The 12989-nt window shown below is 74.0% G+C and carries 11 protein-coding genes and 1 pseudogene; 5 read left to right on the top strand and 7 right to left on the bottom strand.

All coding sequences use genetic code 11. The features are described from left to right. The first annotated feature begins 63 nt into the window (after positions 1 to 63). The 3 genes from JKP75_RS12940 (at position 64) to JKP75_RS12930 (ending at position 3370) form a co-directional block, all read left to right on the top strand. Positions 64 to 1116 (top strand): substrate-binding domain-containing protein, encoded by a 1053-nt coding sequence (locus JKP75_RS12940; protein WP_200490844.1) that lies wholly within the window; start codon positions 64 to 66, stop codon positions 1114 to 1116. Between the two features lie 200 nt (positions 1117 to 1316). Beyond that, positions 1317 to 2363: a Gfo/Idh/MocA family oxidoreductase gene (locus tag JKP75_RS12935; protein WP_309229808.1), complete on the top strand. Its 1047-nt coding sequence runs from the start codon at positions 1317 to 1319 to the stop codon at positions 2361 to 2363. Beyond that, complete coding sequence (locus tag JKP75_RS12930; RefSeq protein WP_200493144.1) at positions 2363 to 3370, top strand: sugar phosphate isomerase/epimerase; 1008 nt, start codon at positions 2363 to 2365, stop codon at positions 3368 to 3370. The genes JKP75_RS12935 and JKP75_RS12930 overlap by 1 nt, the downstream gene beginning before the upstream one ends. Before the next feature lie 103 nt (positions 3371 to 3473). On the opposite strand, the gene JKP75_RS12925 is transcribed toward JKP75_RS12930, so the two are convergent. The 3 genes from JKP75_RS12925 to JKP75_RS12915 all read right to left on the bottom strand — a co-directional run bounded on the left by JKP75_RS12925 (position 3474) and on the right by JKP75_RS12915 (position 6150). Beyond that, complete coding sequence (locus JKP75_RS12925; protein WP_200490845.1) at positions 3474 to 3989, bottom strand: hypothetical protein; 516 nt, start codon at positions 3987 to 3989, stop codon at positions 3474 to 3476. Positions 3990 to 4071: 82 nt separating this feature from the next. Then, the gene (locus JKP75_RS12920) at positions 4072 to 4431 is read right to left on the bottom strand and encodes a hypothetical protein (RefSeq protein ID WP_200490846.1); all 360 of its coding nucleotides are present in this window, start codon (positions 4429 to 4431) and stop codon (positions 4072 to 4074) included. Positions 4432 to 4554: 123 nt separating this feature from the next. Beyond that, complete coding sequence (locus tag JKP75_RS12915) at positions 4555 to 6150, bottom strand: DEAD/DEAH box helicase (protein ID WP_242473317.1); 1596 nt, start codon at positions 6148 to 6150, stop codon at positions 4555 to 4557. Positions 6151 to 6514: 364 nt separating this feature from the next. Here JKP75_RS12915 and JKP75_RS12910 point away from each other — a divergent pair, with 364 nt between their 5' ends. Then, positions 6515 to 7822 (top strand): MFS transporter, encoded by a 1308-nt coding sequence (locus tag JKP75_RS12910; RefSeq protein ID WP_309229807.1) that lies wholly within the window; start codon positions 6515 to 6517, stop codon positions 7820 to 7822. 25 nt (positions 7823 to 7847) lie between these two features. On the opposite strand, the gene JKP75_RS12905 is transcribed toward JKP75_RS12910, so the two are convergent. Next, positions 7848 to 8681, bottom strand: a complete 834-nt coding sequence (locus tag JKP75_RS12905; protein WP_200490849.1) for an AraC family transcriptional regulator — start codon at positions 8679 to 8681, stop codon at positions 7848 to 7850. A gap of 36 nt (positions 8682 to 8717) precedes the next feature. Between JKP75_RS12905 and JKP75_RS12900 the strand changes: the two genes are divergently transcribed. Continuing rightward, positions 8718 to 9263, top strand: a complete 546-nt coding sequence (locus JKP75_RS12900) for a maleylpyruvate isomerase family mycothiol-dependent enzyme (protein ID WP_200493143.1) — start codon at positions 8718 to 8720, stop codon at positions 9261 to 9263. Between the two features lie 43 nt (positions 9264 to 9306). On the opposite strand, the gene JKP75_RS24025 is transcribed toward JKP75_RS12900, so the two are convergent. The 3 genes and pseudogenes from JKP75_RS24025 to JKP75_RS22910 form a co-directional block, all read right to left on the bottom strand. Then, positions 9307 to 10920, bottom strand: coding sequence for a GMC family oxidoreductase (locus JKP75_RS24025; RefSeq protein ID WP_200490850.1), 1614 nt, complete (start codon positions 10918 to 10920; stop codon positions 9307 to 9309). Beyond that, positions 10917 to 12272, bottom strand: a pseudogene (locus JKP75_RS12890) (aldehyde dehydrogenase family protein); the annotation flags it as partial. The pseudogene JKP75_RS12890 and the gene JKP75_RS24025, both read right to left, overlap by 4 nt. Positions 12273 to 12504: 232 nt before the next feature. Next, entirely contained in the window at positions 12505 to 12942 is a 438-nt protein-coding gene (locus JKP75_RS22910; protein ID WP_200490852.1) for an ATP-binding protein, read from the bottom strand. Positions 12943 to 12989: the final 47 nt, after the last annotated feature.

The raw sequence follows: 12989 nt of genomic DNA, 5'->3' as shown, positions 1-12989 counted from the left end.
CCCGAACGAGCCCGACGACCTGGCGGTCCAGCCAGGGAGGCGAACACCCCCGAGGAGATCACCATGTCCGCAGCGAGGCAGCGTCCCTTCCGCCGGATGACCTACACCGCCGTCGCCCTCCTGAGCGCCGGTGCCCTGGTCGCCGGCTGCACCAGCAACGAGCCGGAGAACTCGGGCGGCGGGGGCGGCAACGCCGCAGCCAGCGACAACGACGAAGAGGGCGAGACCGTCGTCATCGGCTTCTCCGCCCCGGCCGCCGACCACGGCTGGATGGCCGGCATCACCGAGGCCGCCCGCGCCGTCGACGAGGAGTACGACGACGTCGAGCTCCGCGTCGCCGAGGGCACCAACGACGTCGGCACCCAGATCAGCCAGGTCGAGACGTTCATCAACGACGGCGTCGACGCCATCGTGCTGCTGCCCTTCGACGGTGACGCCCTCACCCCCGTGGCGCTCGAGGCGATGGAGGCCGGCATCCCGGTCATCAACGTCGACCGCGAGTTCAACAGCCCGTTCGCCGCCCGCGCCACGATCCTCGGCGACAACTACGGCATGGGCGTCTCGGCCGGCACCTACATCTGCGAGGAGCTGGGCGACCAGCCCGACGCCGTCATCGCCGAGATCGCCGGCATCGACTCGCTGCCCCTGACCCAGGACCGCAGCCAGGGCTTCGCCGATGCGCTGGCCGACTGCGAACTCGAGGTGAGCAACCGCGTCGCGGCCGAGTTCACCGTCGAGTCCGGTGAGGCCGAGGCGGCCAACCTGCTCCAGGCCGCTCCGCAGATCGACGCCATCTGGAACCACGACGACGACCAGGGCGTCGGCGTCCTGGCCGCCATCGAGAACGCCGGCCGCGACGAGTTCTTCATGGTCGGCGGCGCCGGCTCGGCGAACGCGATGCGTGCCATCGAGTCGGGTGACTCCGTCCTCCGGGCGACCGTCATCTACCCGCACACCCAGGCGGCCGACGGCGTCCGGCTGGCCCGCCTGATCGCCCAGGGCAAGGGCGTGTCCGACCTGAACTCCCAGGGCGTGCCGCGCGAGATCGTGCTCAACGCGCCGGTGGTCACCGCCGACAACGTCGACGAGTACATCGACGCCGCGTTCGAGTCCTGATCGCTCCGGGGTCGCCGGCCGCACCCCGGCCGGCGACCCCGCTTCCCGAGGAGTCGTCATGACCTCCACCGACCGGCCCCGCCTGGGGGTCGGCCTCATCGGCCACGCGTTCATGGGCGCCGCGCACTCCCAGGCGTGGCGCACCGCCCCCCACTTCTTCGACCTCCCGCTCCGGCCCGACCTCGCGGTGCTCGTGGGCCGTGACCCCGCCCGCGTCGCCAGAGGCCGCCGACCGGCTCGGCTGGGCGACGACGGAGACCGACTGGCGCCGGGTGCTCGAGCGCGACGACGTCGACCTGGTCGACGTCTGCACCCCCGGCGACACCCACGCCGAGATCGCGATCGCCGCGCTCGAGGCCGGCAAGCACGTCCTGTGCGAGAAGCCGCTGGCCAACTCGGTCCCCGAGGCCGAGGCGATGGCCGCGGCCGCCGCGCGCGCCGCCCGCGACGGGGTCCGCTCCATGGTCGGGTTCACCTACCGGCGGGTGCCGGCCATCGGGCTGGCGCGGCAGCTGGTCGCCGACGGGCGGCTCGGCGAGATCCGGCACGTGCGGGCCCAGTACCTGCAGGACTGGATCGCCGACCCGGCCGCCCCGATGTCGTGGCGGCTGGAGAAGGACAAGGCCGGGTCGGGAGCGCTCGGTGACATCGGCGCCCACGTCGTCGACCTCACCCAGCACATCACCGGCCAGCGGCTCACCGGCGTGAGCGCGTTGCTGGAGACCTTCGTGAAGGAGCGGCCGCTGCCCGCCGCCGCCGGATCGCTGTCCGGCGTGGCGGGGGAGGGGACCGGCCTGGTCACCGTCGACGACGCCGCCGTCTTCACCGCCCGGTTCACCGGCGGCGCGCTGGGCGTGTTCGAGGCGACCCGGTTCGCCCTCGGCCGGAAGAACGCCATCCGGATCGAGATCAACGGGTCGCGGGGCAGCCTGGCCTTCGACTTCGAGGACATGAACGTCCTGCACTTCTTCGACGGAGACGAGCCGGGGGAGACCGCCGGCTTCCGCCGGATCGTCGTCACCGAGCCCGGGCACCCCTACGTCGGTCACTGGTGGCCGGCCGGTCACGGCCTCGGGTACGAGCACGGCTTCACCCACCAGGTCGTCGACCTGGTGACCGCCATCGCCCAGGGCGCGGACCCCGCGCCGTCCTTCGCCGACGGGCTGCAGGTGCAGCGGGTGCTCGACGCCGTCGAGCGCAGCGCCGCCGACCAGGCCCGCTGGACCGAGATCCCAGGAGACGACTGATGCCGCGCCCCGTCACGCTGTTCACCGGCCAGTGGGCCGACCTGCCCTTCGAGGAGGTGTGCCGGCTGGCCTCCGGGTGGGGCTACGACGGTCTGGAGATCGCCTGCTGGGGCGACCACCTCGACGTCGAGCGCGCCGCGAACGACGCCTCCTACGCGCAGGAGAGGCTCGACCTGCTCAAGAGCCACGGCCTGCAGGTGTTCGCGATCTCCAACCACCTCAACGGCCAGGCCGTCTGCGACGACCCGATCGACGAGCGGCACCGCGGCATGGTGCACCCGCGGGTGTGGGGCGACGGCGACCCCGAGGGCGTCCGGCAGCGGGCGGCGGAGGAGATGAAGCTGACCGCGCGGGCGGCCCGCGCGCTCGGCGTCGACGTCGTCGTCGGGTTCACCGGGTCGAAGATCTGGAAGACCGTGGCCATGTTCCCGCCGGTGCCCGAGTCGATGATCGAGGACGGCTACCGCGACTTCGCCGACCGCTGGAACCCGATCCTCGACGTGTTCGACGAGGTCGGGGTGAAGTTCGCGCACGAGGTGCACCCCAGCGAGATCGCCTACGACTACTGGACGACGGTCCGCACCATGGAGGCCATCGGGCACCGGGAGGCCTTCGGGCTGAACTGGGACCCGTCGCACTTCGTCTGGCAGGACCTGGACCCGGTCTCGTTCATCTGGGACTTCAAGGACCGGATCTACCACGTCGACTGCAAGGACGCGAAGAAGCAGGTGGGCAACGGGCGCAACGGCCGGATGGGCTCGCACCTGCCGTGGGCCGACCCGCGCCGCGGCTGGGACTTCGTCTCCACCGGGCACGGCGACGTCCCGTGGGAGGCGTGCTTCCGGATGCTCAACACGATCGGCTACGACGGGCCGATCTCGGTGGAGTGGGAGGACGCCGGCATGGACCGCCTGGTGGGCGCGCCCGAGGCGCTGGAGTTCGTCCGCCGGCTGGCCTTCGACCCGCCGGCGGCCGCGTTCGACGCCGCCTTCGCCAGCGGCAACTGACGCCACGGCGCCCCGCGCCACGATCAGGTGACCTGATCGTCGGGCGTCCTCCCTCGCGGTGTGCGGTGGGGGAGGACGCCCGGCGGTGAGGGAGGACGCGGGGTCAGGCGGCCTTGGCGGCGCGGCGGGCGTCCTTCGCCGCCTGCTTGGCGTGCTTGGTGGCCAGCTTCTCGGCCTTCTTCACCGACACCCGGGGACGGCGCTCGATCAGCCCGCGGGTCATCAGCCCGATGCCGATGCCGACCAGCCAGCTGTCCTTCGCGATGGCCAGCCCCTGCTCGGTGGGAGCGAGGCTGCCGGGCTTCCGCATGCCCGGCGTCTTCAGGTAGAGGCCCAGCAGGCCACCGGAGAAGGCGGTCAGCGCGGCCCCGGCGGCGAAGGTCGGGACGAACGGGGTGAGCAGCGCGGCCCCGAGCACGATCTCCGTCGTCGCCAGTCCCTGCGCGAACTGCTGCGGCGGCACGGACTTGAGCACCGGGTAGGCACCGGCGGCGAACCCGTGCATGCCCGCCGCGGTCTCCTCGTCGGCTCCGCGCTTGCCGAGCCCGCTGTTGAGGATGAACGCGCCGGCGCTGATGCGCGGGGCGATCTCGGACAGGGTGATGGGCAACTTGAGCATCGGTTCCTCGGCTCTCCGGCGGGGCGTGGCCGAGCGCTCGACCACGCGGGATCGGAGCACCCTGTGCCCATCACCGGGCCGGTCAACCGTGCCGCGGAACTCCCGGGGCGAGCCGGGCGGCGAGCTCCGCGGCGGCGTCGGTGCCGATCAGCACGGTGTCGTAGCGCCGGCCGGTCAGCCGCAGCCGCAGGGCCGGCTGCCCGCGACGGACCGAGACGAAGCTCTTCTCGCCGCGGGCCCGCCAGGTGCCGATGGCGCGGACGCCGGGCAGCCCGAGCCCGGGGGCGCGCAGACCGCGCACCGCCCCCAGCCCGGAGGGGACCGCCTCGGCCGCGGTGACCGCCGAGCGCGGCACCTCGAGGTCGCGGAGCAGGCCGAAGAACTTCTCGGACCGGCTCAGCGCGACGCGAACGGTGTCGGCGGAGATCTCGATCGTTGCCACGAGTGGATCGTGTCAGGCCGACGGCAGGTGCTGGGATCAGGTCACCTGATCCCAGCGCGTCCTCCCTCGTGGTGCACGGTGAGGGAGGACGCGCGGAGCTGAGGGAGGACGGCGACCCGGAGGTCAGCGACCGCGGCGCGAGCCGGCGCTGAACGACGCCGCCGACGACGTGCCGGCGCGGGCGGCGAGCTCCGCGCGGGTGCGGGCCGGGCCGGACGAGCGGCCGGAACCGCCCGAGCCGCCGCGACCGCCCGAGGCGGCCTTTGCCGAGGAGGTGCCGCGGCCGCCGCCGGCGCCGCGACGTCGTCCACCGCCGTTGCCCTGCGGCTGCTGCTCGACCACGGGGGCCGGCTCGACGTAGGGCGCGGCCGGGCCGGTGAGCTCCGCGAGCAGCGGGGAACCGGGCGCGACCGTGCTGATCTGCGGGCTGATGCCGGCCTGGCGGGTCAGCGTGCGCACCTCGCCGACCATGTCCGGGGTGGTGATGGTGACGACGGTGCCGCCGGCGCCGGCGCGCGCGGTGCGGCCCGAGCGGTGCAGGTAGGCCTTGTGCTCGGTCGGCGGGTCGACGTGCACGACCAGGGCGACGTCGTCGACGTGGATGCCGCGGGCGGCGATGTCGGTGGCGCACATGACCCGGCTGGTGCCGTTGCTGAACGCCTCGAGGTTGCGCTCGCGGGCGTTCTGGCTCAGGTTGCCGTGCAGGTCGACGGCGGGGATGCCCTGCGCGGTGAGCTGCTTGGCCAGCTTCTTGGCCTGGTGCTTGGTGCGGGTGAACAGCACGCTGCGGCCCAGGCCCGAGGCGAGCTGGCGCACGACCTCGGCCTTGTCGGCGGTCTGCACGTGGAAGACGTGGTGGGTCATGGTGCTGACCGGGGCCACGGCCGGGTCGACCGAGTGGGTGACCGGGTTGCTCAGGTAGCGCTTGACCAGGATGTCGACGCCGTTGTCGAGGGTCGCGGAGAACAGCATCCGCTGCCCGACCTTCGGGGTGCGGTCCATGATCCGCTTGACGCCGGGCAGGAAGCCGAGGTCGGCCATGTGGTCGGCCTCGTCGAGGATGGTGACCTCGATGGCGCCGAGGTCGCAGTGGCCCTGGCCGATGAGGTCCTCGAGCCGGCCGGGGCAGGCGATGACGACGTCGACACCCTGCGACAGCGCCTGGACCTGCGGGTTCTGGCCGACGCCACCGAAGATCGTGGTGGTCCGCATGCCGAGCGCGCGGGCCATCGGGTCGACGACGGCGGCGACCTGGTTGGCCAGCTCCCGGGTCGGCACGAGGATCAGCGAGCGCGGCCGCTTGGGCTGCCGCCTGCTGTCCGAGGCGGCCAGGCGGGCGACCAGCGGGATGGAGAAGGCGAGGGTCTTGCCCGAGCCGGTGCGGCCGCGGCCCAGCACGTCCCGGCCGCTCAGGCTGTCGGGGAGCGTGGCGACCTGGATCGGGAACGGCGCGGTGATGCCGCTGGCCGAGAGCACCTCGACCATCGGCGCCGGGACGCCGAGGGCGGCGAAGGTGGTGTCGGTGGGGAGCACGGTGGCGTCCGCACCGACCGGGACGACGACGGGAGCCGGGGCGGTGGGCGCCGGCGCGGCCGGACGGGCCTGCTGCTGGCCCTGCTCGCCGGCCGGGCGGGTGCCGCGACCGCGTCCGCCGCGACGACGACGGGGGCCGCCGCTCTCGGAGGCGGCGGCGGGGGAGCTGTTGGTGCTGGAGGTCAAGGGAATCCTTCGACGATCGGTGGCTGCACTCCACCTCGCGAAGGCGAGCACCGGCACGACTGCACAGGGCAGGGCGGGCTCGCGTCGTCGGCGAGACGTCGGTCAGCCGGGCGCACCGAGGTGGCGCAGCCTCAGCCCGACGTCGATTCCTGCCGCTCAGGGTGAGCGAGGGCGGCGCCGGTACGGACCACATAACCAGACCCGGCGGTGATCTGGTCCCAGGTGTGGGGAGCGAAGGATCACAACGAGGGGTGTCGCCGCCCCGATCCCCGCGGAACAGCGGAGCCGGGGATGGCCGGATACCGGTGGAACGTGGCACCCCGGCCTCTCGGCGCAGATGGGGCGGTGCGCGATCCTGGACGGCGTGAGAACCGCCGCCGCGCCGCGCATCCACCCCGCCTGGTGGGTGGCCGGGGTGACCTTCCTGGCGCTCGTCGGGGCCGCGGCCTTCCGCGCCGTCCCCGGGGTGCTCATCGACCCGCTGCGCGACGAGTTCGGCTGGTCGGTATCGACCATCTCGGCCGCGGTCGCGGTCAACATGGCGCTCTACGGGCTGACCGCGCCGTTCGCGGCCGCGCTGATGGAGCGCTTCGGCATCCGCCGCGTGGTCATGTGCGCGCTGCTGGTGGTCGCCGTCGGCAGCGGGCTGACCGTGTTCATGACCGCGAGCTGGCAGCTGGTCCTGCTGTGGGGCGTGCTCGTCGGGCTGGGCACCGGGTCGATGGCGCTGTCGCTGGTCGCCACGGTCACCAACCGCTGGTTCGTCGCCCGCCGCGGCCTGGTCTCGGGCATCCTCACCGCCGGCGGCGCGGCCGGGCAGCTGGTCTTCCTGCCGCTGGTCGCGTGGATCGACTCCGAGCACGGCTGGCGCGCCGCCTCCCTGGGGACGACGGCGGCCGCGCTCGCCGTCCTCCCGCTGGTGGCGTGGCTGCTCCGCGACCGGCCGCGCGACCTCGGCGTCGTCCCGTACGGCGGCACGGCGGCCGACGACGTCGAGCCGGTGCGGGTGGGCGCGGCGCGCTCGGCGCTGCAGGGGCTGGCGCTCGCCGCCCGGGCCCGGCCGTTCTGGCTGCTCGCCGGCGGCTTCTTCATCTGCGGCATGTCGACCAACGGGCTGGTGCAGCCGCACTTCATCCCGGCCGCGCACGACCACGGCATGCCGGTGACGACGGCGGCGTCGCTGCTCGCCGTCGTCGGCATCTTCGACATCGCCGGGACGATCTTCTCCGGCTGGCTCACCGACCGGGTCGACCCGCGCCTGCTGCTGCTGGCCTACTACGGGCTGCGCGGGTTCTCGCTGTTCCTGCTGCCGCCGCTGTTCGGGCCCGAGCCGGGGTTGAGCATGGTCGTGTTCATCGTCTTCTACGGCCTGGACTGGGTGGCCACGGTGCCGCCCACGCTGGCGCTGTGCCGCGAGCACTTCGGCGACCGCGCGCCCGTGGTGTTCGGCTGGGTGTTCGCCTCCCACCAGCTCGGTTCGGCGGCCGCGGCGTTCGGGGGTGGGGTGATCCGCGACGTCACCGGCTCCTACGACCTCGCCTGGTTCGCCGCCGGGGCGCTCTGCATGGCGGCGGCGGTCATGTCGATCTCGATCCGCCGGAACCCGCCGCCGCCGGTCCCGGTGGCCCCGACCGACGCGCAGGAGGCCGCGGCCGCCCAGGCCCACGGCTGAGGGGCAGACATGGCCATCTCTGCCCCTAGGGGCGGGCGTGGAGGGCGGCGAACTCGCCGGGCGTCATGCCCGTGACGGCGGAGAAGTCCCGGCTGAGGTGCGACTGGTCCGCGTACCCGAGGACGGCTGCGGTCTCGGCCAGCGAGGTGCCGTCGGTGCGCAGCCGCTCGGCCGCCTCCTGGAGCCGGCGTCGCTGGATCAGCCATTTCGGCGTCAGCCCGATCCGCCGCTGCACCAGCCGCTGCAACGCCCGCTCGCCCAGGCCGAACTCGGCGCACACCTGGGCGACGCGGGTGACGTCGCTGCGGGACTCGACGAACGCGACGAGCCGGTTGACCAGCGCGCCCTCGTCGTCCACCGGCAGCGCGGGGCGCAGGGCCTCGCCGAACGCCTCGATCGCCGCCGCGTGGCCGGCCGGGTCGGAGGGGTCGGGTGCCATCGCCGCCCGGACGCGGTCGCTGAGCACCCGCCCGGCGTCCCCGAGCACCTCGCCCACGTCGACGGCGCGGTCGGTGAACTCCGCCATCGGCCGGCCGGTCAGCAGGTATCCGGCCGCGGGGGCGCAGGCGACGCCGACCGCCCAACCGTCGCCGGTCAGCGTCGTCGTCGACAGCGAGGCGGTGACGCCGTAGAAGCGGGCGTAGTCCTGCGCGATCACGATCAGCGAGTTCGGGTACTGGAGCACCTTCTGGGGCGCCTCCTGCCCCGTCGGCACCGACCACACCGGGATCCAGAACCACCGCAGGAGGCCCGCGAACTCTGCCGGCGCCTCGTAGCGGTGCATCCGGTGCGAGGCGTCGCGCGGGTCCTTGAGGTGGGCGCGGGCGATCGCGTCCCACGGCGCGCTGTCGGATTTCATCAAGACCAGCCTGCCGCAGCGGAGCAGGCTGGGTCCATGAACGAGACCCGTACGCGCTACGACGCCGCCGACCGCCCGCTGACCGCCGTCCTCGAGGCCGTGCCCGGTGCGGCGTGGAACGCGGCGTCCCCGTGCGAGGGCTGGACGGCGGCCGACGTGGTCGCGCACCTGGTGAGCACCGAACGGGAGTTCCTGACCGGGCGCGGCCTCGAGCTCGGCGACGCCCCCGACGTCGCGGCCGACCCCGCCGGCGCCTGGCGCGCGCACGCGCAGCGGGTGCGGGAGGCGCTCACCGACGACGTCGTCGCGACGCCGTACGAGGGCTACTTCGGGCCGAGCACGATCGGCGAGACGTTCGAGCGGTTCTACGTCTGGGACATGGTCGTGCACCGCTGGGACGTCGCGACCGCCGCGGGCGTGGACGCCGGTCTCACCGACGCCGAGCTGGACAGCATCGACCGCGGCGCCGACGGCTTCGGCCCGGCCCTGCACTCGGACGGCGTCTGCGCCCCCGAGGTCACCGTCCCCGCCGACGCCGACCGCGCCACCCGGGTGCTCGCCCGCCTGGGCCGCCGCGCCTGACCACCTCCGGGGCTCCGGTGCCGGAAGTCCCGGAGGGGAGGGGTCAGCGGGCGGCGGCGAGCTCCGCGTCGACGGTGCGGCCGCGGATCAGGTCGGCCGCCCGCTCGGCGATCATGATCGTCGGGGCGTTGGTGTTGCCGCGGACCAGCGTCGGCATCACCGAGGCGTCGACCACCCGCAGGCCGTCGATGCCGTGCACGCGCAGCTGGGGGTCGACGACGGCGAGGTCGTCCGTCCCCATCCGGCAGGACGACACCGGGTGGTACAGCGACTCCAGCGTCTCGCGCACCTTCGCCCGCAGCCCGTCCCGCGACACAGCGGCCCGGCCCGGCGACCACTCGTCGGCCAGCACCGAGGCGAGCGGCCCGACCGAGGCGATCTCGCGCGCCTTCTGCACGCCGGAGACCAGGGCGTCCAGGTCGCGCTCGTCGGTCAGGTAGCCGGCGTCGATCGACGGCGCCCACGTCGGGTCGGCCGAGCGCAGCCGCACCGAGCCGCGCGAGTGCACGTCGACCAGCACGACCGCGGAGGTGAAGGCGTCGACGTCCGGATCGACCTCCGCCTGCCGCCAGAACTTCACCGGCAGGAAGTGGAACTGCAGATCGGGCTCGGCCAGCCCGGGGGAGGAGCGGGTGAACAGCCCCGCTTCGGCCAGGTTCGAGGTCAGCGCCCCGCGGCGGGCGCCGAACCACTTCGCGTAGCCCGACGGCGACTCCGCCCGGAACAGCGACTCGCCGGACCGGACGTCCCAGATCACCGGCACCAGCGGGTGGTCCTGCAGCCCCGCTCCGACGCCGGGCAGGTCGTGCACGACGTCGACCCCGACCTCGCGCAGGTGGTCGGCCGGGCCGATGCCCGAGAGCATGAGCAGCTGCGGGGAGTTCACCGCGCCCCCGGAGAGCACGACCTCGGCGGCCCGGGCGGTGTGCAGCGCGCCGTTCCAGCGGTACTCGACGCCGGTCGCGCGCCCGCCCTCGACCAGCACCCGGGTGGTCAGGGCGCCGGTGAGCACGGTCAGGTTGGGCCGGTCCGGCACCGGGTGCAGGTAGGCATCGGCTGCCGACCAGCGGCGCCCCCGCTTCTGGGTGACCTGGTACTGCCCGACGCCCTCCTGCGTGGCGCCGTTGAAGTCGTCGTTGCGCGGGTAGCCGGCCGCGACGGCGGACTCGACCACGGCGCGGGTCCACGCGTGCGGGGAGCGCAGGTCCTCGACCCGGAGCGGGCCACCCACCCCGTGCCACCGGTCGGCACCGCGGGCGTTGTCCTCCATGCGCCGGAACAGCGGCAGCACGGCGTCGTAGGACCACCCGTCGTCCCCGGTGAGCCGCGCCCACTCGTCGTAGTCGGCGCGCGCCCCGCGGATGTAGATCATCGCGTTGATCGACGACGAGCCGCCCAGCACCTTGCCGCGCGGCCAGAACAGCTTCCGGCCGTCGAGCCCGGGCTGCTCCTCGGTCGTGTAGTTCCAGTCCCGCCGGGTGCGCCACACCTTGTACAGCGCCGCCGGGATCTGGACCTCCAGCACGCGGTCGGAGCCGCCGGCCTCCAGCAGCAGCACCCGCAGCGACGGGTCCTCGCTCAGCCGTCCCGCCAGCGCCGAGCCGGCCGAGCCGGCCCCGACGACGACGACGTCGTACTCGGTGGTGCGATCGCTCACCGGTGGCGGCCGTGCAGCATGCCGACGACGCGCGCGAGCTGGTCGGCGGTGGTCGCCGGCCGGCGGAAGCTCATGACGTTGACCGGCAGCGCGATCCGCTGGCGGGTGATCGACTTCGAGCGGGTGAACTCCTTGAGCCCGTCCTCGCCGTGGATCCGGCCGAAGCCGGAGTCGCCGACGCCGCCGAAGGGCAGCGCGGGCACCGAGGCGAAGGTCAGCACCGAGTTGATCGAGGTCATGCCGCTGCGCATCCGGCGGGCCAGGTCCATCGCCTTCGCCTTGGAGCCGGAGAAGATCGAGCCGGCCAGGCCGTAGGTGGTGTCGTTGGTCAGCCGCAGCGCCTCCTCGGCGTCGCGCACCCGCGTGATCGTCAGCGTCGGGCCGAAGGTCTCCTCGCGGATCGCCGCGGACTCCTCCGGGACGTCGAGCAGCACGGTCGGCGCGACGTAGCCCCGACCGGAGGCGGCCTCGCCGGTGATCACGCGGGCGCCGGCGGAGGCGGCGTCCTGCACGTGCCGGTTCACGATGTCGATCTGCGAGGGCATCGTCATCGGGCCGTAGGTGGCCTCGTCGTCCGACCCCGGGCGCAGCTCGCGCACCTGGGTGGTGACCTCGGAGACGAAGCGGTCGTAGACGGCCTCGGTCACGTACACGCGCTCGACGCCGATGCAGGTCTGGCCGCCGTTGCTCATCGCGCCCCAGACGGCGGCGTCGGCCGCGGCGACCACGTCGGCGTCGTCGTCGACGATCATCGCGTCCTTGCCGCCGAGCTCCATGAGCACGGGGGTGAGGGTCTCGGCGCAGGCGGCCATGACCTTCTTGCCGGTCGGCGCGGAGCCGGTGAAGGCGATCTTGCCGACGCCGGCGCGGCACAGCGCGTTGCCGGTCTCGCCGAAGCCGGTGACGACCTGGACGACGTCGACGGCGTCCGGGACGGCGGCCCGCCAGGCGGCGGCCAGCCACGCGCCGATGGCCGGGGTGTACTCCGAGGGCTTGAAGACGACGGCGTTGCCGGCGGCGAGCGCGTAGGCGATCGAGCCCATCGGCGTGAACACCGGGTAGTTCCACGGCCCGATGACGCCGACGACGCCCAGCGGCTGGTACTCGAGGTAGGCGGCGTGGTTGGCCGCGAGCATCCCCGACCTCACCCGCCGCTGGCCGAGCGCCTTGCGGGCGTGCCCGGCGGCCCAGGCGAGGTGGTCGATGGCCAGGCTGATCTCGAGGATCGCGTCGGCGTGCGGCTTGCCGTTCTCCCGGTGCACGAGGTCGGCGAGCTCGTGCAGCCGGCGGGCCACGTACCCGCGGAACGCGTCGAGCCGCTGCTTGCGGCCGCCGAAGCCCAGGGCCGCCCACTGCTCGGCGGCGGCGCGGGCCGCCGCGACCGTCTCGGCGACGGCGTCCTCGTCGTGGACCGCGGAAGACCCCGACGACCGCGCCGGTGGCCGGGTCGGTGGACTCGAAGGTGCGGGACGTGGCGTGGCGGTCGACGCTCCCGGCGGAGGTACCGGTGACCGCGTCCATCTCTTCGGCGAGCGACATGTCCCGCAGGTTACCGACGGGTTCGCCGTCCGGCCCGGTCGAACGTCAGACCGCGGTGACGACGGCCCACGCCGTCTTCTTGCCCCGGCCGGCGGTCGTCCAGCCGTGCCGCACCGAGAGGTCGGCGACGAGGTAGAGGCCGAACCCGCCCTTGCCCGGGTCGCGGCCCTGCGCGGGGGTGGGCGGGACACCGGGGGCGGAGTCGCTGACCGCGATCAGCCACTCGTCGCCCGCCTGGCTCAGCGCGGCGGCCACCGGGGCGCCGCCGTGCCGCAGCGCGTTGGACGCCAGTTCGTCGGCGATGAGCACCAGCCGCTCGGACCACTGCTCGGTCTCGGGGCGCTCGACGGTGGTGCGGCCGGTCGTGGACGAGCGGAGCCGCTGCCGGAGCGTCGCGAGCTCGGACAGGGACGTGAGGTCCTGGCACCACAGCTCGGTGAAACCGTGCGGCAGGCGTGCGCTCTCCCAGAGCCCCACCGTCACCGCCCCCCGTACTCGGACCGACCCGACGCCGACCTCGTCGGTCCCCC

The sequence above is a fragment of the Blastococcus sp. TML/M2B genome, assembly GCF_016612865.1.
GTDB lineage: Bacteria > Actinomycetota > Actinomycetes > Mycobacteriales > Geodermatophilaceae > Blastococcus.
Note: the sequence above shows the minus strand (reverse complement) of the source record. Positions and strands in the feature narration are given on the sequence as shown.